The sequence below is a fragment of the Candidatus Binataceae bacterium genome (assembly GCA_035650475.1).
Taxonomy (GTDB): Bacteria; Desulfobacterota; Binatia; order Binatales; family Binataceae; genus JAKAVN01.
Genome location: DASRHP010000001.1, coordinates 1 through 24,544, shown reverse-complemented (window position 1 = coordinate 24,544; position 24,544 = coordinate 1). Strand labels below are relative to the sequence as shown.

The window sequence follows — 24,544 nt, the reverse complement described above, 5'->3', positions numbered from 1 at the left end:
AGCCAAGTGCACCGATGAGCATTCCGAAATGGCCTCTATGCGTGATCGTTATGGGCTCGCTCGTGATGGGCATGCTCGCACTCGCCGCGCGATGCGCGCTCGCCGCGGACATCAGCGGCAGGGTGATCGGCTCGACCACCGGCGAACCGCTCACCGGCGCCTTCGTGACCCTGGGCGATACGGTGGTGCGCGCCGACGACAACGGGATGTTTCACATCCGGGGCGAGGGCCGCGTGCTGGGCGTGCGTGCCTACGGCCATCGGCGCAAGCAGATCCCCATAAGCAGCCTTGCCGCGACCGACAATCAGGTCGCACTCGACTACTTCAGGCCCAAGGCGCTCTATCTTTCGTTCTACGGGATCGGCAGCCGCACGCTGCGGGAGTCGGCGCTCGCGCTTATCCGCAGCACCGAGCTGAACGCGCTAGTGATCGACGTCAAGGGCGACCGCGGGATGATCGCCTACCGCAGCGCGATTCCGCTCGCATCGCAGGTCGGCGCGCAGAGCGTTATCACCATCGCCGACCTGCCGGGGCTGGTGAAGGGCCTGCACGACCAAGGTATCTACACGATCGCGCGCATCGTGGTGTTCAAGGACAATCCACTCGCGACCGCGCGGCCCGACCTCGCCGTCCGTTACGCCGGCGGCGGAATCTACCACGACCGCGAGCACCTTGCGTGGGCGGATCCCTTCAGCAAGGAGGTTTGGGACTATAACATCGCGGTGGCGGTCGAGGCGGCCAGGGCCGGCTTCGACGAAATCCAGTTCGACTACGTGCGCCTGCCCGACGCGCGCGGGCTGCGCTACCAGCGGCCGTGGACGCTGGCGAACCGGGTCAGCGCGATCGATGGCTTTCTGAGCGCCGCGCGCCGCGCGCTCGTGCCATACAACGTTTTTCTCGGCGTCGACATCTTCGGCTACGTGATCTGGAATCTCGACGACACCAAGATTGGGCAGATGCTGCCCAACGTCGTGGGTATCGCCGATTACGTATGTCCGATGCTCTACCCGTCGGGCTTCCAGTTCGGCATCCCGGGCTATCGCAATCCCGTCCAGCATCCGTATGAAATCGTGCATCTGTCGCTGATGCGCGCCATCGAGCGCACGGGCGTGCCGGCAGTGCGCTTCCGCCCGTGGATTCAGGCCTTCCGCGACTACGCCTTTAGCCGGCAGCAATTCGGTGGGGTCGAAATCCGCAAGCAGATCGATGCCGCGGAGCGGGCCGGCGCCGACGGGTGGATGCTTTGGAACCCGAATAATCGCTATTCTGAGGCGGGCCTGAAGCTCAGACGACCTTAGAAGGCCGGCGTGAAGCAGGGATGCCGACCCGTCTCAGGGCAAAACTGACAACCGCAGCGCTGGCGCTTGTGCTGGTGCAGTCGCCGCCAGCGAAGGCGCTCGCCGCCGAAGTCAGCGCTCCCGCTCCGTCGCCTACGGCGCTTACGCCGGCGGCGCTCGCATCGATCGCCGACGTCGCGCGCAGCGAAATTCAAAGCGGCCATATCCCCGGCGCGGTTATCCTGATCGGCAACGACCGCGGCGTTGTCTATCGCCGGGCCTTTGGCCATCTCGTGCTCGGTGCGCATCCGGCGCCGATGCGGCCCGACGCTATTTTCGACCTTGCCTCGCTCACCAAGGTGGTCGCGACAACGACGGCGGTGATGCAACTCGTCGAGCGCGGCAAACTCGAGCTCGACGCGCCCGCCGCGCGCTACTGGCCGGCCTTTGCCGTCAACGGCAAGCAGAGGATCACGCTGCGCGAGTTGCTGACCCATTACTCGGGCCTCCCTCCCGACCTCGACCTCGGCCGCAAATGGTCCGGGTATCGCGCGGCGATCGAGAGAGTGGCGGCAGTTCATCCGATCCGCGCGCCTGGTACCGCCTACATTTACAGCGACATCAATTTCGAGGCGCTCGGTGCGATCGTGCGCCGCGTCTCCGGCGAACCGCTCGATCGCTACTGCGCGCGGCATATTTTCGGCCCGCTCGCGATGCGTGACACCGGCTTCCGGCCGCCCCCGGCGAAGCTCGCGCGCGTCGCGCCCACCGAGGTTATCAGCGGGGTGCTTCGCCGGGGTGAAGTGCACGACCCTACCGCCTACCGGATGGGCGGTGTGGCGGGTGACGCCGGGCTGTTCTCGACCGCCGATGACCTGGCGATTTTCGCGCGGATGCTACTAGGCGGTGGCACCCTCGGTGGCGTGCGCATTCTCGAACCCGCGACGGTCGCTGCGATGACCTCGCCCGAGTCGCCGACAAGCGGGGCGCGGCTGCGCGGGCTCGGATGGGATCTCTACGCCCCGCTGGCGTCGAATCGCCACGCGCTCGCGCCGCTGGGCAGCTACGGCCACACCGGCTTCACCGGGACGCTGATACGCATCGACCCGTCGGCGCGGACGTTCGTGATTATCCTGACCAGCCGCGTCTATCCCGACGGCAGGGGAGATGCCGGCGCGCTGCGAGAGGCGGTGCTCGCGCTCGTTGCCGACGCGCTGGGTCCGCGCAGCGAGGCGCAGGTCGCCGCCGACCAGCCCTCGCTTAAGCGCTTCCTGGCCGGGGCACCGATACGCCCGGCCGCGCCGCGAGTGGTTGCCACGGGCGCGGACGTGTTGGCCGCCAACGGCCTCGCATCCCTGCGCGGGATGCGCGTCGGCGTAATCACCAACCAGGCCAGCGTCGATTCAGAGGGCAAGGACGTTGTCGAATTGTTGCGCGGCGCACCCGCCGTCAGGCTGGCGGCGGTCTTCAGTCCCGAGCATGGTTTTTACGCTGACCTCGACGGCGAGATTTCTTCGGGGCGCTATTGGGCGGCCGGGCTGCCGGTGCTGAGCCTCTACGGCCCGCGTACGCGGCCGCCGGCCGCGATGCTCGACGGCCTCGACGCGCTGGTGTTCGACGTGCAGGACTCAGGCGCGCGCTTCTACACCTACGCGACGACGATGGCCTATGCGATGGAAGCGGCAGCGCGCAAACGCGTCCCGTTTTACGTGCTGGATCGGCCCAACCCGATTACCGCCGCCGTCGTCGAAGGGCCGGTGATGGATGCCGCGCTGAAATCGTTCACCGGCTACTTCCCGCTGCCAACCCGGCACGGAATGACGATTGGTGAATTGGCTCGCATGTTCAACGCCGAGAACAGGATCGGCGCCGACCTGCACGTAATCCCGATGCGCGGCTACCGGCGCAGTCAATGGTTCGACGAGACCGGGCTGCGTTGGCATTCCCCGTCGCCCAACCTGCGCACACTCGACGAGGCTGTGCTTTATCCGGGCGTCGCGATGGTGGAGGGCGCGAACATCAGCGTCGGGCGCGGCACCGACGCACCGTTCGAGCTGGTCGGCGCGCCGTGGATCGACGCCGAACGAATGGCCGCCTATCTCAACCGGCGGAAAATTGCCGGCGTGCGCTTCGCGGCGGCCGAATTTATTCCCGCGCAGCCTCCCTACCGCGGGCGTCAGTGTCACGGCGCGCGCATCGTGCTCATCGATCGCGAGCGGCTCAACTCGCCCGAGTTGGGGATCGAACTAGCCGCCGCGCTCAGGCGCCTTTATCCTGATAGATTTCAACTGGACCGGACGCTCGGGATGATCGGCGCGCGATGGGTGGTGAACGCGATCAAGGAGGGCGAAGACCCGCGCGCGATCGAACAGCGCTGGCAGTCCTCGCTCGAACGCTTTCGCGCGCTCCGCGCGGAATACCTGCTGTACTGAGGCGGCTCTAGCGCGACGCCCGCTTGAGCCGGGGGTCGTCGTCGCTCACGCACACCATCGATTCCGGCGCGATCTTGCCGTAGACGTCGCCTTCGCGTAGCTCGCCGGGATTTTCCTTGATGCGGTGCGTGCCCGAGCGCCAGAGCTTTTTCTCATGCTCGCAGGCGGCCTGGGTCTCGTAGGTTCCGACGCGCGACCACTGGTTGAGCGGAGCATGCGTGCCGCTAGTGTGAGGCGGAGCAAGCAGAACCCAGGCCGCAGCGGCCAAGGCCAGGTTCGCAGGAATGTTCAGGCGCACGACGATCCTCCAAGTGCTGGACGCACAAGCTCTTAGCGCCGGCGCCCGGGCCGGCGCGAGGTTATCGCGGGGGGCCTTTCGAGTTCCCCCTCTTCGGGGCCGAGCGGCTCCTCGCGATGGACGATCAGCTCCTCTTCGGGCAGGCGAACGAACTCGTCACGTGAGCCCTCGGTGGTTTCGTCCACCTCGGTCGGTATCTCCCACTGGCGGTCGAACGGTTCGATCATGCCGCCCTCGCCGCGGCGCGTCCGATTCCGCTTGGTCTGACAATCCACGCAACGGGTGGCAAAGGGCAGGGCCTCCAGACGCTTGAGCGCGATTTCGGTTCCACAATCCTCGCATACGCCGTAGCGTCCCTGCTCTAGGCGAAGCATCGCGTCGTCTATCTGCTTGATCCGAAATTCCGCCTGCTCGATCAGGCTGGCATGGGTTTCGACTTCGGCCAGGCTTCGGGCGGCGTCGAGCTCGTCGGCGGGCGGCGGAATCGCCTCATCGTCCTGGTCGCGGCGGTACTCGCGTACGCGCGCAAGCGCTCGGTTTCTCTCCTTGGCAAGGATGGTTTTGAGCTTTTCGACCCGCTCGCGGTCAGAATCTGTTGGCATCGTCTTCGTGTCCCCTTTTCCGCGAAATAATCGACGCAAGAGGCGCGCCATCAATCGTGGAGATTTGGGCAACGCTCGCATGGGTCATTCGGCGACATCTCTTGAGACATCGCTGCCCCAGTGGGAGCCAGGAATACCCACTTGAACTACCGGAGCATCAATTATTTTTGATGGTGCGCTCTTTGCTTTAGGTCCGATCGGCCGGTGGCCGGCGTGCCATCTGGCAAAACCGACATAAGGAGTAAGGAAAATGGGAGCACTGATGCCGTGGAAACCGTTCCGCGAGCTCGAGCGATGGGCGCGTGACTTCGAGTTGCGCTTCCCCCGTCTGTTCGAGGATTTCGAGAACGGTGAAGAGCAGTTGACGGTGCCGGTCGAGAGTTTCGTCAAGGACGGCAACCTGATCGTCCGCGCGGACGTCCCGGGCCTCGACCCCAAGGACCTCGAGCTCAGCGTGCTGGGCAATGTCCTGACCATCAAGGGCGAGCGCAAGGACAAGAAGGAGGTCAAGAAAGAGCACTACTTCCGCCGCGAGATCTCCTACGGGGCCTTCGAGCGCCGCATGACCCTGCCCGAGGGTGTCGAGACCGACAAGGTTAAGGCCAAATTCGAGAACGGCGTGGTCGAGATCTCGATACCGATGGCCAAGGAGGCGGTCGCCAAGAAAATTCCGCTGGAAGCCGAAAAGCACTAGACCGGCCGCGCAGCGAGCGCCTCGGGTTCTGGGCCGGCGCAAAAATCCAGGGAGTTGCGACGATGGGAACTTACGTGATGCTGACCAGGCTTTCGCCCGAGGCGCTCGCGCGCCATGGGACGGTGGAAAAGCTCAACGCCAAGGTCGAGGAGCGCATCCGCGAGGAATGCCCGAACGTGAAGTGGGTGGGCAATTACGCCGTGCTCGGGCGATGCGACTACCTTGACATCTTCGAAGCGCCTGACACCGAGACCGCGACCAAAGTGGCGCTGCTCGTCAGGTCAATCGGCCACGCCTCGACCGAGACCTGGGTGGCCACGCCGTGGGAACGCTTCCTGCGCATGGCGCAGGGGCTGAAGGTCTAGGCGTGGCGTCAGGATCAGGCAATCAGAGCAGGAGACTCAGATGGCTGCCAACTCCAACTTCGTGCTGCTCGACGGCCTAAGCGACATCGAACAGGCCGAGCTCGCCCGCGACTACGAGAAGCGCGCCGGGCGGGCCTTTCGGTGCGCTCCGTGCGCGGCCGCCTTTGCGCGCACCAAGGCGGCCGAAGAGCCAGCCGCCGAGGTCGTCGCGGTGCTCGAAGAGGCGGGCGAAATGACGCCGCTTTGCGAGGCCTGCTACGAGCGGCTGATAGAGGAGCGCGAACTGCGCTAGCGCGGAGACGCCTCGATGGAACACACGCAGTTGCTCTTCAGCTCGGAGGCGCGCGAGAAACTGTTGCGCGGCGCCAGGGCGCTGGCAGACGCGATCCGGGTCACGCTCGGCCCCAAGTCCAAGTGCGTGCTGATCCAGCGTTCGTATGGCCCGCCGCTTGTGTGCAACGACGGGGTCACGATCGCCAAAGAGGTCAACCTCAAGGACGCGATCGAAAACCTGGGCGCGCAGATGATCCGCCAAGCCGCCGAGCGCACTGGCGACGCGGTGGGCGACGGCACCAGCACCTCGGCGATCCTGGCCGAAACAATCTTCGCCGACGGCGTGCGCAACGTGGTCGCCGGCGCCAGCGCGATCGATATCAAGCACGGCCTCGACCATGCGGCCAAGGTCGCGGTGGACAGTCTGCGCGCGCTCTCGCGGCCGGTCAAAAGCCGGCTCGAAAAGGCCCAGGTCGCCACCATCTCGGCCCATAACGAGCCCGCGATGGGCGAGTTGGTCGCTGACGCGATCGAGAAGGTCGGCGGCGAAGGCGTGATCTCGGTCGAGGAATCCAAGACCACCGAAACCAACCTCGACGTGGTCGAGGGCCTCCAGTTCGACCGCGGCTACGTCTCGCCCTATTTCGTCACCGACCCGGACAAGATGGAGGCGGTGCTTGAGGACGCGTCGATCCTGATCACCAACCGCAAGATCGCGGTGATGAAGGACCTGGTGCCGCTGCTCGAGCAGATCGTCCAGGCCGGCCGCGCCCTGCTTGTGATCGCCGAGGATATCGAGGGCGAGGCGTTGGCCACGCTGCTGGTCAACAAGCTGCGCGGGGCGCTGCGCTGCGTGGCGGTCAAGGCGCCAGGCTTCGGCGACCGCCGGCGCGAGATGCTCGAGGACATCGCGATCCTGACCGGCGGGCACGTGGTTTCCGAGGAGCTCGGGCTGAAGCTCGAATCGATTGACCTCTCTCACCTGGGCAAGGCGCGCCGCGTGGTCGTCGATCGCGAATCAACCAAGCTTATCGGCGGCCTCGGAGACAAGGCGATGATCGAGGGGCGCAAGCAGCAGCTCCGCCAGCTTATCGACAAGACCACCTCCGACTACGACCGCGAGAAGCTCCAGGAGCGGCTGGCCAAGCTCTCGGGCGGGGTGGCGGTAATCCGCGTCGGCGCGCCTTCGGAGGCCGAGATGAAGAGCCGCAAGGAAGCCTTCGAGGACGCGATCAGCGCGACCAAGGCAGCGGTGGCCGAGGGCATCATCCCCGGCGGCGGTCTCGCAATGCTGCGCGCGATCGACGCGCTCGAAGCCGAAGAGGGCAGATGCCCGCCCGGCGACGAGCGCACCGGAGTGCAGATTCTCAGGCGTGCGCTAGAGGAACCGACCCGCCAGCTCGCGCAGAACTGCGGCGTGGACGGCGGCGTCGTGGTCCATCAGATGCGCACGGGCAGGGGCAACATGGGCTTCGACGCCGCGCGCAAGGAGTTCGTTGACCTGGTCGAGGCCGGGATTATCGATCCCACCAAGGTCGTGCGGATCGCGCTGGAGAACGCGGTTTCGGTGGCGAGCCTGCTTCTGCTCAGCGAGGCGACGCTGACCGAACTGGAGGAACCCAAGGAAGCAAAGCCGCCCGCGGCCGCGATGTGAGCGCGCGCGATAGAATGAGGGATTGAGGATGCAGCGGTCATTGCAAATCACCGCGCGCGATTTCGCGCTGACCCCGGCCGCGGAGGCCGAGATCCGCGAGAAGGTCGCTATGCTCGAGCGCTTTTACGAACGGATCAGCGGATGCCACGTGATCGTCGAGGGCACCGTCGACCACCATCATCGCGGCGGCCCGTTCAAGGTCCGCGTGGATATGACCCTGCCTGGCGCCGAGCTGAGCGTCAACCGCCAGGCCGAAGACGATCTTGCGGTCGCGATCCGTTCGGCCTTCGACGCCGCGCGGCGCAAATTGCAGGACTACGCGCGCAAGCAGCGGCGCGACGTTAAAACGATCGAGGCGCCGCCGCACGCGCGCGTCTCGCAGCTCTTCCCGCTCGAAGGCTACGGCTTTCTGACCACCGCCGACGGGCGCGAGATTTATTTCCACCGCAACAGCGTGCTCAACGACGGCTTCGACCGCCTCAAGGTCGGCACCGAAGTCAGGTTCGCCGAGGAGATGGGCGACAAGGGGCCGCAGGCGAGCTCGGTCGCGATCGTGGGGAAGTCCTAGCGCGCCGCGCGCGCTTCGCACAGCTACTTCTTGTTGATTGGAGCGGGGCGCGGCGTTGATGCGAGCGGCCGCGGCCGTAACGCGCCGTCGCGCCGCGGAGGGCTTGTCACAGGGGCTACTCGCCGTTGGAATCGCGCTCGTCGCCGGCGCTTGCGTCTTCGAGCAGGTCGGCGCGAATCGCTTCGAGGTCGAAGCGGTCGAGCCCGATTCCCTCGCACATGAACGGTTCGATTCCGCCCGCCTCGTCGATCAACTCGAAGACCGGGTCGAGTTGCGTGGGCGCAAGCGGAATTTTCGGAAACACCAAGTTGCTTTCGAGAAAGTCGGTAACGATCCGTCCGCGCGCTACGCCCAGCAGCTCGAGCAACATCGCCGCCCCCACCCCAGTGCGGTCGCGGCCGGCCGAGCAGTGGAAGAGCAGGGGGTAAACATCGCGCTCGGCGAGGATTTTAAAAAAGGTGCGCCAGTCGTCGCGGAACTTGTCAACGATCGCGTGATGCTCGCGGCCGGGGACCAGGCTTATCGGCTCGCGCTCTTGGAACCAGCGGTCGCCGATCGGGATATGCTCCCACCGAACCGAGCGCAAAAGGTCGGCGTGCGGCGGCCCAAGGATCGAGATCTCGGTGCGGCTTTGCAGGGTGACGACCGTGCGCAGGCCCGCGGATTTGATAGGGGTTTCGTTCGGCAGTTCGGAAAGATGCGCCGAGCGATAGACCCGCGCGCGCCGCACGCGGCGGCCGTCGGCGGCCGGATGGCCGCCGAGATCGCGGAAATTGCGGCCGCCGAAGCGGCGCAGCAGGTTGAAATCGACGACGACCCGGCGCGATGAGGGAGGATTGTCGCGATTGGCGGCGGATTTCTTTTCAGCGTCGGCTGACACGTCGGATCTGCGGCGGGCCGGAGACCCCGCACCGTCCACACCACCATCCATAATCCTAGCGGCTTCGCAGGCGCTCTGAAAGCGCGGGTTCGCCGGGCTTCTGCGCTCGACAGGCGGCGCGCGGTGAGGCTAAAAGTGGCCGCACGCCCGGCGCCCTGGCTGGACTGCGGGCGCCCGCGAGGTGCAGCGACGATGGCCTACAACATTTCGGCCGGTATCAACTGGCAAGGCAAGCCCGACTTCAAAGGGCTGATCGAGCGCGCCCGCGCCGCCGACCAGGCCGGGATGCATTCGATCTGGGTCGCCGAGGCGTGGGGCCGCGACGCCTTTACCACGCTGACTCTGCTCGCCGAGCATACTTCGCGCGTGAAACTCGCCACCGCGATCGTCAACACCTACTCGCGCACCCCGGGCGCGCTCGCGCAGCATTTCGCGACGCTCGACGAGCTGAGCGGCGGGCGGATGATCATCGGGCTCGGCACCAGCGGACCGCAGGTGATCGAGCATTTCCACGGCGTGCCGTTCAATCCGCCGCTCAGCCGGATGCGCGAGTACGTGGACATCATCAACATGCTCATCGCGGGCCAGCCGCTCAACTACAACGGCAGACTGTTCAAGCTCGCGCGCGGCTTCACGCTGCGCTTCGAGCCGCCGCGCAAACACATCCCGATCTATATCGCGTCGCTCAATCGCAAGAGCGTCGAGTTCACCGCACGGCAGGCCGACGGATGGCTGCCGGTGATGGTTCCGCTGGGGCGTCTCGGTGAGACGATCGCCGCGTTTCGCGCGATGATTTCGAAGGCGGGGCGCGACCCCAGGGCAATCGCGGTCAAAGCGCCGGGCACGATTCACGTGACCGACAATCCTGAGCGCGCGCGCGCTGCCTACGCCGGCACGCTCTCGTTTTACGCGGCGCGGATGGGCACCTTTTACGCCGAGCAACTCACTCGCTTTGGCTTCGGCGACGACGTGCGGCGCATCCGCGAGGCATGGACCGCCGGCGGTTCGAAGGCCGGCGCCGAGGCGGTATCGCGCCGGCTGCTCGACGAGATGACGTACGTCGGCGACGTCGCCGGCGCGCGCGAGCGACTGGCGGCCGAGGCCGCGGCCGGCGCCGATATCCATCGCGTGGAGATCGATGCGCCCGATTTGGCGAGCTACGCGCGCGTTGTGGAAGCGCTCGCGCAGTAACCCGCAGCGGTCTCACGCGGACCAGCGCGCGCGCGTCGATTTGCCTGCCACCGGACGCGGCGCTAAAGGTTGATCCGCGCGGCGCGCATAAGCCGGCGCGCATGGCGCTTGGCTGTACCCACGGAAATCGGACCGACGGGCCGCCGGCCGCCGGATTCGTCTGCAAGGAGGACTTCGATGAAAGCCGCAGTTTTGGAAGCGATTCGCAAGCCGCTGGTGGTCAGGGACGTGCCCGATCCGCAGTGTCCGCCCAACGGCGCGATTATCAGAACCGCCGCCGAAGGCGTCTGCCGCTCCGACTGGCACATCTGGTCGGGCGACTGGTCGTGGGTCGGGTTGACCCCCGCGCTGCCGCTGGTGATGGGCCACGAGTTCTGCGGCGTGGTCGAGGAAGTCGGCCCGGACGTGCGCGACTTCAAGAAGGGCGACCGCGTACTGGTGCCGTTCAGCCAGGGCGACGGCACCTGCGAGTTCTGCCGCAACGGCAACTCCAATATCTGCAACACCCCGTTCGTTCCCGGCGTGACGTACTGGGGCGGCTACGGCCAATACGTCGGCGTCCCATTCGCTGATCTCAACTTGGTGCCCATGCCCGACAGCGTTGGCTTTCTCGAAGGCGCCTCGATGGGTTGCCGGTTCATGACCTCCTACCACGGAATTGTCGATCGCGCGCAGGTGCGGCCGGGCGAATGGGTCGCCGTGCACGGCTGCGGCGGGATCGGGCTTGCGGCAGTCCACATCGCGGCCGCGATCGGCGCGCAGGTGATCGCGGTCGATCTTGACGGACGCAAGCTCGAGCTGGCCAAGTCGGTCGGCGCAAGCCACATCGTTAACGCCAAGGCCGGCGACCCGGCGATGGCGATCATGGACATCACCAAGGGCGGGGCGCACGTCTCAGTTGACGCGCTGGGCGTCGCCGCCACCTGCCGCAACTCCATCAACAGCCTGCGCAAGCAGGGACGCCATCTCCAGATTGGCCTCACCACCCAGGCCGAGAAGGGCGAAGTCGCGGTCCCGATCGACAAGGTGGTGCTGATGGAGCTGCAACTGATCGGAACACTGGGGATGCAGGCGTCGCACTATCCCGGAATGCTCCAGTTGGTCGAGGCGAAGAAGCTTAACCCCAAGTCGATGATTACCGGCACCGTAGACCTGGGGGGCGCCTCGAAAATCCTCGAGGAGATGACCAACTTCCAGAACGTCGGTGTGACGATCATCGACTACAAGATCTGACGCGACCGGGATAAGCGATTTGCTGCGGAGAGGGTCCGACGCGGGCCCTCTTCGCGTTTTGCGCGCGCCCCCGCGGGGCGCGCGGCGGAAAGGCGGCTGCACGATGAAGGCGGTGATCTTCGACAAGCCCGGCGACGAAAGCGTGCTCAAGGTCGGCGAAGCTGCCGACCCAAGACCCGGTGCGGGCGAGTTGCTAATCCGGGTCAGGTGCGCCGGAGTCAACCGCGCCGACCTGATGCAGCGCCAGGGCTTCTATCCGCCGCCGCCCGGCGCCTCGGACATTTTGGGCCTCGAATGCGCGGGTGAAGTCGCCGCGCTCGGCGCTGGGGTCAGCGGATGGCGCGTCGGCGAGCGGGCGATGGCGCTGCTTGCGGGCGGCGGCTACGCCGAGCACGCGGTGGTTGACGCCGGTTCCGCGATGCGTGTGCCGGCGGGGATGAGCGACGAAGAGGCCGCCGCCTTCCCCGAGGTTTTTCTCACCGCTTTTCTCAACATCTTCATGCTCGCCGAGGTGCAGCCCGGCGAGTCGGTGCTCGTGCATGGCGGCGGCAGCGGCGTCGGCACGGCGGCGATCCTGCTGTGCAAGGAGGCGGGCATCCGTTCAATTGTGACCGCGGGCAGCGACGCCAAGTGCGAGCGGTGCCGGCAGCTCGGCGCCGACGTTGCGATCAATTACAAGTCGGGGCCGTTTGCGCCAGCGGTCAAGGCTGCAACCAACGGCCGCGGCGTTGACGTCCTGCTCGACCATATCGGCGCTGCATACCTCGGGCAGAATCTCGAGGCGCTCGCGCCCGGCGGCCGGCTGGTGTTGATCGGCCTGATGAAAGGCGCGCGCGGCGAGATCGATCTAAATCCCGTTTTGCGCCGCCATCTCAAGATCATGGGCTCGACCCTGCGCAGCCGTCCAGCCGGGGAGAAGGCGCGGATTGTGGCGGCGCTGCTCGCGCGCTTTGGCGCGGCGCTCGAAGCCGGACGCTTGCGTCCGCCGATCTACCAGGTGGTGCCGATGGCGCAGGCCGGCGAGGCGCATCGCATGATGGCGGCGAGCGAGCACTTCGGCAAGATAGTTCTGCGCATCGCCTAGTCGGCGCAGCGCCCGCAGTTGCGGCAGGGAAACTTCCATGTCTCACCCGCGTTGGGAGAGGCCCGTGGACGTTGCGCGAAGGTTCAGTGGGAGCTGCGGCCAGGATAATTTGGGCAGAGCGCGGAAATGCTATTCTTGAAGGCGGGCGAGCGCCTGATTTGCTGCCCCGCCGCCGGATGCGTCTTAGCGAACTCGACTACCATCTGCCGCCCGAGCTGATCGCGCAGGAGCCCTTGGAGCGGCGTGCCGAGGCGCGTCTGCTGGTGCTCGACCGCCGCGCCGGCACCCTTGAGCATGCGCGCTTCTACAAGCTTCGTGACTTTCTGCGCGACGGCGATCTGCTGGTCCTCAACGACACGCGGGTCTTCCCAGCGCGGCTGTTTGCACGTAAGCCGTCCGGCGGCGCGGTCGAGCTCCTGATCGTCCGCCCGGTCGAGCAGCCGCGCGGCGCATGGATGGCGCTTGCGCGGACCCATCGCGGACTGCGCGAGGGGACGCGGCTTGAGCTTGACGACGGACACGCGTTGCGCGTCGTCGGCTTCGTGCGCTCGGGCCGCCCGCTGGTGGCGAGCGACAACTCCGTGCCGATCGAAACGATCCTCGAAGCCGCGGGCGTGCCCGCACTGCCGCACTATATCCAGCGCCCGCCGCGCCCCGCAGACCGCGAGGACTACCAGACGATCTACGCCGCGCGGCCGGGCGCCGTTGCCGCGCCCACCGCCGGACTGCATTTCACGCGCGAGCTTTTGGCCGACCTCGCGGCCGCCGGAATCCGCAACGCGTTCGTGACGCTCCATATCGGCCCCGGGACCTTCACGCCGCTGCGCGAGCCCCAGGTCGAGGCGCATACGATGGAGGCCGAGTGGTACACGATTTCGCCCGCGGCGCTCGAGGCGCTGGCCCTGGCGCGGCGTACCGGCGGACGGGTAATCGCGGTCGGCACCAGCAGCGTGCGCGCGCTGGAGTCGTGGGGAATCACTGGCGACGCCGAGGGCTGGACCGGGCTGTTTATCGCGCCGGGCTTCCGTTTCCGTGTCGTCAACGCGATGATCACCAACTTTCACATGCCGCGCTCCACCGTGCTCGCGATGGTGATGGCGTTCGCAGGGCGCGAGGTTATCCTCGACGCCTACGAGCAGGCGATCCGCCGTCGCTACCGCTTCCTGAGCTACGGCGACGCGATGTTGATCCTGTGAGCGGCAGAGAAAACCGGGCGCACTTCAGCTTCGAAGTCGTCGCGCGCGACGGCGCCGCGCGCGTGGGCCTGATGCGCACCGCGCACGGCGAGGTAGCCACGCCCGCTTTCATGCCGGTCGGGACCCGCGCGGCGGTCAAGGCGATGGCGCCCGACGAGCTGTGGCAACTCGGCTATCGGCTGGTGCTCGCCAACACCTACCATCTGGCGGTGCGCCCGGGCGAGGAGTTGATCGCCGAGCTGGGCGGGGTGGGGCGCTTCATGGGCTTTGCGGGCGCGGTACTCACCGACTCCGGCGGCTTCCAGGCGATGAGCCTTGCGCGGCTCAATTCGATAAGCGAGGCGGGAATCCGCTTCCGCTCGCATCTGGACGGCAGCGAGGTGATGCTCACGCCCGAGCGCGCGGTCGAAATCCAGGAGCGGCTGGGGGCCGATCTGATGATGGCGCTGGACGAATGCACGCCGTATCCCGCCGATTACGAGCGAGCCGGCTCATCGCTCGAGCTGACCGCGCGATGGGCCGAGCGATGCGTTGGGGCTCGCCGCAGCCCGAGCCAGGCGTTGTTCGGGATAATCCAGGGCAGCGTCTATCCCGACTTGCGGCGGCAAAGCGCGGCGCGGATAACCGCGCTGGCCTTCGACGGCTTCGCCGCGGGCGGGCTGGCGGTGGGCGAGCCGCGCGAGCAGATGCGCGAGATGGCGGCGCTCAGCGCCGAGCTTTTGCCGGCGAAGTGCCCGCGCTACCTGATGGGCGTGGGCACGCCGGAGGACCTTATCGCGGCGGTAGGAATGGGCTACGATTTGTTCGACTGCGTGTTGCCGACACGCAACGCGCGCAATGGCGGCGCCTTCACCGCCGTGGGTCGGATCTCGATCAAGCAGGCGGCTTATGCGCGCGACCGGCGACCGCTCGACGAGGAGTGTGGATGCCGGACGTGTGCGCGGCTCAGCCGCGCCTACTTGCGCCATTTGTATGTCTCGGGTGAGATTCTGGCGGCGCGCGCACTGACGGAACATAATCTGTACTTTTACGCCCGCCTGATGGCGGGGATGCGGGCCGCGATCGCCGCCGGCAAATGGCGCGAATATGCCGCCGCGACGCTCGGGCGGCTTGCCAGCGGCGCGGATCGCGCGCAGAAAGAGTAAGCGATGCTGTGGGAAGGAATAGCGTGGGCGGCGGACGCCGGCGCGGGCGGGCAGGCGACGCTCGTCGATCAGCTTCTGTACGGCCCGGCGGTGCCGTTTGCCCTGCTGATCGTTGCCTTTTACTGGTTCTTCATCCGGCCGCAGACCAAGAAGGCCGCCGAGCATCGCGACATGCTCGCCAAGCTCAAGCGCAACGACGAAGTTGTGACTTCGGGCGGGATGCTCGGACGGATCCACGAAATCGGCGACCGGATTGTGACTTTGGAGATAGCGCCCAACGTCCGGGTGCGGGTCGAGCGCGCCCAGATCGCCGCGCTCTCCAACTACGGCAAGACGCCTTCGGCCGGCAAGCGGGAGAAGGCGGAATAGGCCGGCCCCGGCGCGCACCCGCATCGGAGCTTTCGCGGAGTTAACGTGCAGAACGCAAACGCCGATTTCATCCCGATAATCGTGCTGCTCGCGGTGGCGGTAGCCTTCCTGTGGCTGCACTTCACCGGCGGCAGCGGACTCACCCGGCTGTATTTGGGGGGAGCGCTGACCCTGCTGGCGGTGCTGATCCTGCTGCCCAGCCTCCAGGTTCCCTTGCCCGACTGGTGGGTCAACGCGATCCCGACGCCGAAGATACAGCTCGGGCTCGACCTTCAGGGCGGCACCCATCTGCTTTTGCAGGTCAAGCTCGACGACGCGGTCAAGAATCAACTGCGCCGCGCCGGCGACGACCTCAAGCTCGAGCTCAAGAAAAACAAGCTCGACGTCAAGAAGATCGCCCAGGACGCCTCGGGCGCGCTGCTCGTCACGCTGCCGAGCGCCGATGAGCGCAGCGCTTTCCTCGACATTGCTCAGCGCATCTTTCCCGACATGGTCGTGAGCTACGTCCCCGGCGCGGGCGAGACCGGACCGACGTACAAGATGATGTACCGGCCGATGGAGCTTGCGCAGGTGCGCAATCAGGCGATGGAGCAGGCGCTGGAGACCATCCGCAACCGGATCGACCAGCTCGGGGTGCGCGAAACCACGGTCGCCAAGGAAGGCGACGACGAGATTCTTATCCAGCTCCCCGGCATCCAGGACCCCGAGCGCGCCAAGGAGCTGATCGGCAAGACCGGCGTGCTCGAGTTCAAGCTCATCGACGACAGCCACTCGATCTCAGATGCGCTGCGCGACGGGCCGCCGCCGGGTGATGAGATCCTTTACGGGCCGGCCAGCCGCGGCGGACGTGTGCCGTACCTGGTCGAGACACCGGTGCTGCTGACCGGCGACACGATAACCGACGCTCGCGTGCGTCCGGGCGGCCAGCTTGAGGGGCCCTACGTGACGGTCGACCTCGACCAGCGCGGCGCGACGATCTTCGGGGCGATAACCTCGGCCAACGTCGGCCGCAGGCTCGCGATTATCCTCGACAACGTGGTTTACTCCGACCCTGTAATAAAGGAGCCAATACCCGGCGGCCACGTCCAGATCACCGGTAACTTCACCTATGACGACGCGCACGAGTTGGCGATCGTCCTGCGCTCGGGCGCGCTGCCCGCGCCGGTGGAGATCGCCGAGGAGCGCACGGTCGGCCCTTCGCTGGGGCGCGACTCGATCCGCGAGGGCGAGTTGTCCTTCGTGGTCGGCGCGGCGGCGGTGCTGATCTTCATGGCGGTCTATTACAGCGGCGCGGGCGTGCTCGCCGACTTCGGCCTTTCGCTCAATATCCTGCTGCTGATCTGCGTGATGGCGGCGATGCAGGCGACGCTGACCCTGCCCGGCATCGCGGGCATCGTGCTGACGCTGGGCATGTCGGTGGACGCCAACGTCCTGGTCAACGAACGGATGCGCGAAGAGTTGCGGGCGGGCAAGACGCCGCGTGAGGCGGTCCGAATCGGATACGAGCGCGCCTGGTCGGCGATCCGCGACTCCAACATCTCGACTTTCGTCGCCGGCCTGATTCTCTTCCAGTTTGGCACAGGCCCGGTCAAAGGATTCGCGGTGACGTTGTGCGTGGGCGTACTGACGGGCGTATTTTCCTGCTTTGTCGTGACACGCGCGTGGTACGATTACCGAATCGCGATGCGCAAACTGAATACTATTAGCGTTTAATAGCAGTTTGAGGCGTTAACCGACGTGAGAATGCGGAAAAATCACCCGCATTGGCATGCGCTCCGCCCAGGCGTAGCGGCGGCTGATGCGTTTTGTCACAATCGCCTTGACTTGACGGAAGCGCCCGTATTACAAACCGCGAGCTTATCGCGTTCCAACGGCACGACCATGGCCGACAAAGACGACGTGCTCCTCAACTCCAGGGAAGTGGCCTTCCTGTTGGATCTCAGCCCCGACACCGTCAACGAGTTCGCGCGCCGCAGTATCCTGCCGGCCTTCAAGAAGGGCCGGCAATGGCGTTTCCGCAAACGCGATATCGCTTCGTTCAAGCGCCAGGCGCGGGGCATCAACGCGGCCGCTTGACGGTCAGGACGGGACGCTGGGGTGGGGGAGGTGGTGAACCGCGCGCGCCGCGCCGGGTCGGCCCGGGTTCACACCGCGGACAACTGCGAGGTGTGACTGATGGGCGAACCGCATGAGAGCCGGGTCTATTCCGATCTGGCGCGTTTTTACGACCACACGTTCGGCCGCGTCTTCGTCGATCACGAACACGAGGTAATCGAGTCGCTCAACCTGCGCCCCGACCAACAGCTACTCGAGGTCGGCGTGGGCACTGGCATCTCGCTCGAAGCCTATCCCGCCTACGTCCACGTCGTCGGGATCGATCCTTCGGCCGACATGCTCGCGCAGGCGGTCAAGAAGACCCGCGAGCAGGGATGGAACCATATCGAGGTCCGCCAGGGCGACGCGCTCAACCTCGATTTCCCCGACAACAACTTCGACTGGGTGCTCAGCTTCCACGTGATGACGGTGGTGCCCGATCCGCTGCGGATGATGCGCGAGATGGTGCGGGTGTGTAAGCCCGGCGGCAAGATCGTGCACGTCAATCATTTCGCGAGCGAGAACCCGCTGCTGTACTCGCTGGTCTGGCTCGCCAATCCGGTGACCAAGCATCTTGGGTGGACGACGCGGCTGCGCGTGAGCGACGTCATCAAGGGCGAGAACATCCGAGTCGAGCGCAACGAGCGCCTGTCCAAACTGTCGGTCCATCGGCTGGTGATCGCGACCAAGCTCGGTTGAGCCGGCACGCGCTTTCGGCGTCGCCAGCCACATACGCCGCGGCAGAAGCGGTCGGCGCCGCGCAGTTATGCTCAATAGTTTCGCCGCCCGCGCCGTCTAATTCTCCATGAGATTCCGTATTTTCCTCGCAGCCCTGATGTGCGCCGCGACGGCGGCGCCGGCCTGGATTGCCGTGACGGCGGCGCCGGCCCGCGCCTACCGGGCCGAAGCCGTCAAGGATGGCGGCACGATCACCGGCAAGGTCAGCTTCGACGGCGCGCCTCCCGCGCGCGCGCCGGTCGAAATCAGCAAGGACCGCGACGTATGCGGCGCCGTGCAGCACTACGACGAGAGCCTGGTTGTGGACGCCGCGGGCGGGATTGCCAACGCCGTCGTGAGCATCTCGGACATCGAAAAGGGCGCTCCGCTGACCCCGCAAAAAGGCGTCAAGTTCGACCAGAAGGGATGCGAGTACGTGCCGCATGTGCTCGCTTTTCCGGCCCGCAGCACGGTCGACGTCGTTAACTCCGACGGCATTTTGCACAGCGTCCGCACCGAATCGCGGCGCAACCCGCCGCTCGACATGGCGCAGCCGGGTTTCAAGAAGATCATCGCGGTCACCTTGAACGAACCCGAGATTGTCCACGTCAGCTGCGACGCGCACGGCTGGATGCACGGATACTGGTTCGTCGCGGGCAATCCGTACTACGCGGTGACCGGCGCCGACGGCAGTTTCACGATCAAGGACGTGCCGCCCGGCACGTACACGCTCACCGCGTGGCAGGAGAAGCTCGGCACCCGGACGCACAAGGTCATCGTCGAGCCGGGCAAGACGGTCAGCATTGACTTCACGATGGGCCTCGACAAGAAATAGAGCTGCGACGGCGCCGAGCGATTTCGCAGATGACGGCGACAGCGCGGCGCCAAGACAACAACCGGTGGAAAAGGAATTGCTCAAACGCTTCGACAGGCTCGAGGTCGCGACCGCCGACCTCGCCGACGCGGTTTCGATCTACCAGCGCAATTTCGGCTTTGAACTCAAGGACGGCTCAAGCGGCGAAGCCGCGACGCTGAAGATTGGCGACGCGGAGATTCGGCTGCTTGCGGACCCGGCCGCCGCGGCGACGATTGCCGCCACCGGCGAGGGGCTGGCCGCGATATGGCTGGAAGCGGAAGACGTCGAGCGGGTCGCAGCGGCGCTGGGCAAGGCGGGAATCCGGCCGCCGGCGCTGCGCGTCGAAGCCGGTCGGCGCATCCTCGCGATCGACCCCAAAGTCGCCAACCAGGTCCCGCTCTTCATCTTCGACCGCAAGCCGTAGACGCGGCGTCGCAACGAGCGGCGGCGCGTTTATGCGGGCGCGTCTGTATATTTCGGCGCAGCACAGCCTATTGAGGCGGTGTCATGAGGGAATGGATCTTCGCCTTCTTTTAGCGCCGACTTTGCGCTATTTTATCAGAGCGCATTTTCCCCATCGCTAATCTCACTCGCTTCTTGCGACATCAGGGGGGGCGGGCAAGAGTGGCTGGTTCTTCTGAAGTTCAAGTCCGAGCTACCCGGCTGGATGAGGCCGACATCGAGCTGCCCGACCTTCTCACGGACTTGCAGGACCGGACGCAACTGACCCGCAAGAGCATCGCATACATCCTGATCAAGAGCGAGCGGCTGGACGACTTCAAGCGCAATCCGCAACAATTCATCGAGCTGGCGGCCGAAGCGATCAATCGCGCAAAGCGCCTCGCGCTTGTGGACGGCATCAAGTACCAGCGCATCGGTGATCAGGAATACTATGCGCAGGAGCTGTTCGCGCAAGAAGAGCTGAGCGGCTACCTGAAGCAGAGCATGGTGGCAACAAAATCAGTTCACGAGCGCGTCGTTTACGACTCCGAAGGGATCGAGCGCGGCTTCGCCGAGGACTTGGAGAAAAACGAAGCGGTGAAGCTCTATGCGAAGCTCCCCGGATGGTTCAAAGTCCCCACACCGCTAGGCAGCTACAATCCCGACTGGGCGGTTCTCATCGAGCAGGACGGCATGGAGCGTCTCTATCTAGTGGTGGAAACCAAGGGTAGCCTGTTCAAAGACGATCTTCGCAGCACGGAAGGCGCCAAGATCGAATGCGGCAAAGCGCATTTCAAGGCGCTGGCGGTCGGCGACAACCCGGCGCGCTATAGGGTCGCGCGATCGCTGGACGATCTTTTCACGGAAACGAAAACCCATCCGAAAGGCGCAGTGAATTCTTAAGCAGAAGGGGACCGCCGATGTCCGGCATCAGCGTAGATAATTTCGGCAGCGCGAACTCTCTCAATTGTCCGGAGCTGCGACCAGCGCGCGGGCGATCGATGTTCGGGAAGTATGACCCTGCCGAGATGCGCAAAGCGATCGGCGTACTTGAACTCAGCGGTAGTATATTTCCTACAGTGCAAACAGGTGTTCGCTTCTGGCCGTATCTGTTGGTCGCGCACGAACTTCGTGACGAGCGCAACAAAGCGGTAGTGGAAAAGAAGCTGAGAGCAATCCACCGGCGGCAACGCGACTATCAGAAACAAGGACTATATACGCGGGAGTTTGGTCCGACCAGGATCAGCACCTTCAATGCGTACCGCAGCTTGTACAAAAAGGTGATCTCTGCGCAAGAGAAAAAGTTGTCAAACTTACAGGCCCTACTGCGAACGCGCCTGCGATATCGCGGAAGTCCTAAGTTCTTCACAGATCATGCCACTGAATGGCGAAAAGCATTGCGCGTTTCAATGGCCCGACCGGGTAGGGAGTTCGCGAAGCTTCTCGACCACCTTTCAAAGAATCAGGACGATTCAAGCGTTGTTGACCGAGCGCTCACCGCGCTTTTGAAGCGTACAAAATACGACAGTATGCTCCGGCGCGGAGCATTTTGCTACGCGTTCTTGCGCTGCGTATATGGCATTGCGTCTCGCGTGGAAGGGATTCCATCCTTCATCCCGGTTACAGATTGGGCGAAACTCTTGTCACGCGTATTGGCGCAACCATCGCGCGATTTCAAACCGTACCGGCGCTTTCTCCCGTTGGTGCAGGCTTCCGTTGAGAAGCCTGCACTTGAGCAGTTGCATCGCCGAACGCGCGCGGAGAATGGGATCGTCCTAGCTGGCCTCGGGTTCCATGTATTTTACAACCTATACATCGCACACACACCTGCCGGGACGAAATAGCTGTGCCGTTGCCCATTGAGTCGTTCTTTAAAGCAACAGCTGGTTGCGATGCGCTCCTCTTCACGACGTTCTCCCTGGACGAGCAGGTCTTGGCCGAACTATTACGCACTCATCGGGTCCCCGCGCATCAGCGGATCGTGGTCCTTCACGATGTCATGAAGCATCACGCGCCCGGGTTCTTGCGCCAGCACTACCCGAACTCGCTAATCGTCGCGGTTGAGATCACGGGACACCGGCCGGTCGCGAACAGTTGTCCGGTATTCCACAGCAAGATTTGGCTTGCGGTTAAGCGTCGTCCACTTCGCTGCCAGACACTTGCGGCTCCATCGCTCAACGTAACACGCTATCACCTCGACAAGCGTTACCAGACTTTCGAGACGTTTCCGTGGTGGCCCAACTCGTCGATTCCGCTCAATCAGATCGGCTGGATGAAAAGCAACTTGCTATTTAAAAAGCGCGGGCTGATCCGACAGAGGCTGGAGTGCGGAAGCTTTGTCTTGGATGCTCGTAATGGCGCGCCGGCGAAACTTCAGAACCGTCGCTTGCTGGTGATCGATGTGCTCAAAGAACTTCTCGACGGCCAGGAACCCATCGGCTGTGCTGCACCCTTCGTATCAGAGACTGCCATCAAAACGCTGTGCCCAACAACGATAGCCCGCGAACAGGTTCCGAAAGTCTGGACGGGCGCTCGCCGCGATGGAACGAGCATCCACGCCAAGTTGATAGAAACACAAGGGCTGCTCGTCCTCGGATCGACGAACTTGACTGGTCAAGCTCTGGGCATCGGGAAATTTCTTAATCACGAAACCGTTGTAGTCGTGCGTCGCGGTAGACTGAAATTATCGACGCTGCTTCGGGGATTTCCGCGTGAGGATTATCGAACTCTTCGTGCACCGGAGCAGCCGGGCGACCCAGACGAGGACGATGACCTGATGGAAAACTGGAGCGAACGTCGGCAGCTAGCGATCGACGGGCCTGCCACGGCGGATATCGTCATGGTGGATGGGCGGGCGGAAATTCGCCTCAAGGGCTCACTCGCCGGCGCTCGCCAAGTTGTCGTTGTGTCGAAAACAGAACCCCGTCCCGCGCCGCTCAGGGTCCGTGCTGCGGAGCGCCTGCGCTTCCAATCTCACACAAATCAACTGCGGCTCGCTGAGCACCTGTTAGCGCCACCAGTTGAGGTGCGTGGGTGTCGCCAGGGCAAAGACGTTTGGGTCAGAGAGCTCGACTGTGCAAGCCTTTGGGCCATTCTAGAAATGAACTCGGATCGATTGGTTGAGTTTCGAAAGGCTCTGGAAAAGGTCAACGGCAAAAGAAAGATCTCGAAAACAACTATACCAACCTACACCGACGTGCGGGCGGCGAGGAGAACTTCTTACGACAATCCGAAACTCGGCCATCAAGAGCTTGAGTGGCAAGCCTGGCTCGCTGGACTCAGCCCAAACCTCGCGGCGACCGCTATCCCGTCTTGGTGTATAGACCTGGCTCCGAAACTCCGGCGGCTTGACGGTGCGTAACGCCTATCTTGTCTCTCTGCCGATGGGCGCTGGCAAGACCCAACTCGTCCTCAGGAAGATACTTCACGGGACCGGGTGGCGCGTGGCTGCGTGCAATTCTCGATTAAAGCGCACACTAATCGTCGGGCCAAACCACCACATTCAAAAAGTTTGGCTGCGAGAATTATTGCTGCTCGCCGGTGATCGTGGACTTGTTCAGGACCTAAACGAAGAGCAGATCCGGAGCATGTCGTTCAGGCGACTTCATCGTGTTTTAACCCGTGAGGGAATCAGAATCCCAACTTATCGAACCTACCGATTGTTGGCCAGGCAACAGAAGGGTCGTTGGCATTACGTGGTTCTCGACGAATGGCACCGCTCCACCCATAAGATCATCGAACAGTGCGAGCGTTGGGTCGCCAAAGAACCGAGCCGTCGCCCATGGTATGTGGGCGGTCATCAAATAATAAAGGACCTGTTCTTTGTGTCCGCCACCCCGGTGAATCCGGTCCTTGAGGAGGAAGAAGCGATTGATTCAGAGCCCTACGACGAGGAATTGTTCCGCGAACGCATCGCGATTGCGATTAAGCGAGCTCTGACGATCATCCAAGGCTTCATGGGTCGCCGCGAAGAAATCGATGGCCAGTTCTTCGAGATTGCGGCGCGCATCAAGTTGAGGAAGCTCGCAGCTGGCCGGTTCCACTGGAAGCTGCCACGCGGTGCCAACCAAACGGTTGCCGGTCCTACGAACGACGAGTTGCGTCTCGTTCATAGCGGAATCAATGACGACCAATGGTCCCTTGAGTACGCACGGGCGGTTGGGCTGGTGCGGACTATATGGGACCCCCACAAGCAAATGCACCGATTGAGCCGCGCACAAGCAGGCCGGCGTAAGAGCTTCGGAATGCCGTACAAGATTATCCACGTCGTTAGCAACGGCAAAAGGCGCCGGCCCGCATGGTGCTATCTTTCCGAGCATCCGCGTTTGGCTAGACTGCTGAAGGTGCTCGAGTGCGAAGGCGTGGTGGCTCCTACGAAGGAAGGTCTGGTGCTTACTCGAAAATCCAAAGGGCTGGTCTTCTGTGCGCACCGCGGCGTAGCGTTGGGTTTGGTCGAAACACTTAACAAGCGACTTGGCGATGACACCGCCAAGACTAATGTCGATGCAGAAGACGTCGATTCGGTGACGGATGACTTTAACAGGCGAGCAACGCCTCCATATATTCTTGTGGCCACAGATGTCCTTTCAGAGGGCGTCGACCTGCAGTGGGCGTGCAAGTTGCTCGTACACTACGAGCTGCCTTGGTCGCCGCTTCGCTTGTTCCAGCGAGTCGGGCGGCTGACGCGTCGCAAAGGAAGGCTGGGCTTCAACTCGAACGTTCGAGTAGCCCATGTCATCGTTCCCGGCAGCGTTGAAGAAGAGCGCGTAAATCGGCTGTTGCGCCGGATACACTTCTTAGCCGACGAGAAACTATGGCCAACTTCCGCACCACCCGCCAAACTCGCCCGCTCACTGATTGGGAGCGGCCCAAGTCTTCATCTAGTTGAAGCGCTCCGGTGATGGGGCGGCTATCTGCCACGTAAGGTTTGAGGGAGCGACCTGTTGGCTATTCGATTTTAGTCGACATTCGGCTCGGTGCAGTGGCCTGCCCCCCGAAGATCCCCGCGTTTTGAGGTAGAGTCCGTCACGCGAATGAGATGCCCCGCAAAAGCGTACCAGGTCGAAGTAGAGAAAACGGGTGCGTGGCCCGGTCAAGGCCGGTCTGGCCGGCGTTTTTGACACTCCACAGATTCAATTGAGTATCTCCAGTATTTTGCCCGCTGCGGGCTTTCCC

At 64.2% G+C, this 24,544-nt stretch carries 25 protein-coding genes; 22 read left to right on the top strand and 3 right to left on the bottom strand.

The features are described 5' to 3' along the window. Positions 1 to 14 precede the first annotated feature (14 nt). Positions 15 to 1,298 (top strand): putative glycoside hydrolase, encoded by a 1,284-nt coding sequence (locus VFB33_00125; GenBank protein ID HZO80073.1) that lies wholly within the window; start codon positions 15 to 17, stop codon positions 1,296 to 1,298. Between the two features lie 20 nt (positions 1,299 to 1,318). Continuing rightward, positions 1,319 to 3,709, top strand: a complete 2,391-nt coding sequence (locus VFB33_00120; protein HZO80072.1) for an exo-beta-N-acetylmuramidase NamZ domain-containing protein — start codon at positions 1,319 to 1,321, stop codon at positions 3,707 to 3,709. A gap of 7 nt (positions 3,710 to 3,716) precedes the next feature. Here the strand turns inward: VFB33_00120 and VFB33_00115 are convergent, their stop codons facing one another. Together VFB33_00115 and VFB33_00110 are read right to left on the bottom strand one after the other, a co-directional pair. After that, positions 3,717 to 4,007 (bottom strand): hypothetical protein, encoded by a 291-nt coding sequence (locus VFB33_00115; GenBank protein ID HZO80071.1) that lies wholly within the window; start codon positions 4,005 to 4,007, stop codon positions 3,717 to 3,719. Positions 4,008 to 4,039: 32 nt separating this feature from the next. After that, positions 4,040 to 4,609 carry a TraR/DksA family transcriptional regulator gene (locus VFB33_00110; GenBank protein HZO80070.1) on the bottom strand — a complete coding sequence of 190 codons (570 nt, stop codon included), beginning with the start codon at positions 4,607 to 4,609 and terminating at the stop codon, positions 4,040 to 4,042. A 250-nt stretch (positions 4,610 to 4,859) separates the two neighbouring features. On the opposite strand from VFB33_00110, the gene VFB33_00105 reads away from it, so the two are divergent. The 5 genes from VFB33_00105 (at position 4,860) to VFB33_00085 (ending at position 8,163) form a co-directional block, all read left to right on the top strand. Then, positions 4,860 to 5,303 (top strand): Hsp20/alpha crystallin family protein, encoded by a 444-nt coding sequence (locus VFB33_00105; GenBank protein ID HZO80069.1) that lies wholly within the window; start codon positions 4,860 to 4,862, stop codon positions 5,301 to 5,303. 62 nt (positions 5,304 to 5,365) lie between these two features. Continuing rightward, positions 5,366 to 5,668, top strand: a complete 303-nt coding sequence (locus VFB33_00100) for a GYD domain-containing protein (GenBank protein ID HZO80068.1) — start codon at positions 5,366 to 5,368, stop codon at positions 5,666 to 5,668. Positions 5,669 to 5,708: 40 nt separating this feature from the next. Continuing rightward, complete coding sequence (locus tag VFB33_00095; GenBank protein HZO80067.1) at positions 5,709 to 5,960, top strand: hypothetical protein; 252 nt, start codon at positions 5,709 to 5,711, stop codon at positions 5,958 to 5,960. A gap of 15 nt (positions 5,961 to 5,975) precedes the next feature. Continuing rightward, positions 5,976 to 7,595 (top strand): chaperonin GroEL, encoded by a 1,620-nt coding sequence (gene groL / locus VFB33_00090; GenBank protein HZO80066.1) that lies wholly within the window; start codon positions 5,976 to 5,978, stop codon positions 7,593 to 7,595. Positions 7,596 to 7,623: 28 nt separating this feature from the next. Continuing rightward, positions 7,624 to 8,163, top strand: coding sequence for an HPF/RaiA family ribosome-associated protein (locus VFB33_00085; protein ID HZO80065.1), 540 nt, complete (start codon positions 7,624 to 7,626; stop codon positions 8,161 to 8,163). Between the two features lie 115 nt (positions 8,164 to 8,278). Here the strand turns inward: VFB33_00085 and VFB33_00080 are convergent, their stop codons facing one another. Beyond that, positions 8,279 to 9,043, bottom strand: coding sequence for a tyrosine-protein phosphatase (locus VFB33_00080; protein HZO80064.1), 765 nt, complete (start codon positions 9,041 to 9,043; stop codon positions 8,279 to 8,281). Between the two features lie 192 nt (positions 9,044 to 9,235). Here VFB33_00080 and VFB33_00075 point away from each other — a divergent pair, with 192 nt between their 5' ends. The 15 genes from VFB33_00075 to VFB33_00005 all read left to right on the top strand — a co-directional run bounded on the left by VFB33_00075 (position 9,236) and on the right by VFB33_00005 (position 24,270). Continuing rightward, on the top strand, positions 9,236 to 10,234 hold the full coding sequence (locus VFB33_00075) for an LLM class flavin-dependent oxidoreductase (GenBank protein ID HZO80063.1): 999 nt from the start codon (positions 9,236 to 9,238) through the stop codon (positions 10,232 to 10,234). 177 nt (positions 10,235 to 10,411) lie between these two features. Beyond that, the gene (locus tag VFB33_00070; GenBank protein HZO80062.1) at positions 10,412 to 11,467 is read left to right on the top strand and encodes a zinc-dependent alcohol dehydrogenase family protein; all 1,056 of its coding nucleotides are present in this window, start codon (positions 10,412 to 10,414) and stop codon (positions 11,465 to 11,467) included. A 103-nt stretch (positions 11,468 to 11,570) separates the two neighbouring features. Further along, positions 11,571 to 12,551 carry an NAD(P)H-quinone oxidoreductase gene (locus tag VFB33_00065; GenBank protein HZO80061.1) on the top strand — a complete coding sequence of 327 codons (981 nt, stop codon included), beginning with the start codon at positions 11,571 to 11,573 and terminating at the stop codon, positions 12,549 to 12,551. Positions 12,552 to 12,727: 176 nt separating this feature from the next. Then, on the top strand, positions 12,728 to 13,747 hold the full coding sequence (queA, locus tag VFB33_00060; GenBank protein HZO80060.1) for a tRNA preQ1(34) S-adenosylmethionine ribosyltransferase-isomerase QueA: 1,020 nt from the start codon (positions 12,728 to 12,730) through the stop codon (positions 13,745 to 13,747). After that, positions 13,744 to 14,892: a tRNA guanosine(34) transglycosylase Tgt gene (gene tgt, locus VFB33_00055; protein ID HZO80059.1), complete on the top strand. Its 1,149-nt coding sequence runs from the start codon at positions 13,744 to 13,746 to the stop codon at positions 14,890 to 14,892. Before queA ends, tgt begins: the two co-directional genes overlap by 4 nt. Before the next feature lie 3 nt (positions 14,893 to 14,895). Next, entirely contained in the window at positions 14,896 to 15,261 is a 366-nt protein-coding gene (gene yajC, locus VFB33_00050) for a preprotein translocase subunit YajC (protein ID HZO80058.1), read from the top strand. 45 nt (positions 15,262 to 15,306) lie between these two features. Beyond that, entirely contained in the window at positions 15,307 to 16,974 is a 1,668-nt protein-coding gene (gene secD / locus VFB33_00045; GenBank protein HZO80057.1) for a protein translocase subunit SecD, read from the top strand. Positions 16,975 to 17,142: 168 nt separating this feature from the next. Beyond that, complete coding sequence (locus VFB33_00040) at positions 17,143 to 17,337, top strand: helix-turn-helix domain-containing protein (GenBank protein ID HZO80056.1); 195 nt, start codon at positions 17,143 to 17,145, stop codon at positions 17,335 to 17,337. A 99-nt stretch (positions 17,338 to 17,436) separates the two neighbouring features. Next, positions 17,437 to 18,054: a methyltransferase domain-containing protein gene (locus tag VFB33_00035; protein HZO80055.1), complete on the top strand. Its 618-nt coding sequence runs from the start codon at positions 17,437 to 17,439 to the stop codon at positions 18,052 to 18,054. 106 nt (positions 18,055 to 18,160) lie between these two features. After that, complete coding sequence (locus tag VFB33_00030; GenBank protein HZO80054.1) at positions 18,161 to 18,907, top strand: carboxypeptidase regulatory-like domain-containing protein; 747 nt, start codon at positions 18,161 to 18,163, stop codon at positions 18,905 to 18,907. 64 nt (positions 18,908 to 18,971) lie between these two features. Further along, positions 18,972 to 19,352 (top strand): VOC family protein, encoded by a 381-nt coding sequence (locus tag VFB33_00025; GenBank protein ID HZO80053.1) that lies wholly within the window; start codon positions 18,972 to 18,974, stop codon positions 19,350 to 19,352. 200 nt (positions 19,353 to 19,552) lie between these two features. Then, complete coding sequence (locus VFB33_00020) at positions 19,553 to 20,272, top strand: hypothetical protein (protein ID HZO80052.1); 720 nt, start codon at positions 19,553 to 19,555, stop codon at positions 20,270 to 20,272. A 17-nt stretch (positions 20,273 to 20,289) separates the two neighbouring features. Then, positions 20,290 to 21,213: a hypothetical protein gene (locus tag VFB33_00015; GenBank protein HZO80051.1), complete on the top strand. Its 924-nt coding sequence runs from the start codon at positions 20,290 to 20,292 to the stop codon at positions 21,211 to 21,213. 2 nt (positions 21,214 to 21,215) lie between these two features. Beyond that, entirely contained in the window at positions 21,216 to 22,730 is a 1,515-nt protein-coding gene (locus VFB33_00010; protein HZO80050.1) for a hypothetical protein, read from the top strand. Continuing rightward, the gene (locus VFB33_00005) at positions 22,723 to 24,270 is read left to right on the top strand and encodes a helicase-related protein (protein HZO80049.1); all 1,548 of its coding nucleotides are present in this window, start codon (positions 22,723 to 22,725) and stop codon (positions 24,268 to 24,270) included. The genes VFB33_00010 and VFB33_00005 overlap by 8 nt, the downstream gene beginning before the upstream one ends. Positions 24,271 to 24,544: the final 274 nt, after the last annotated feature.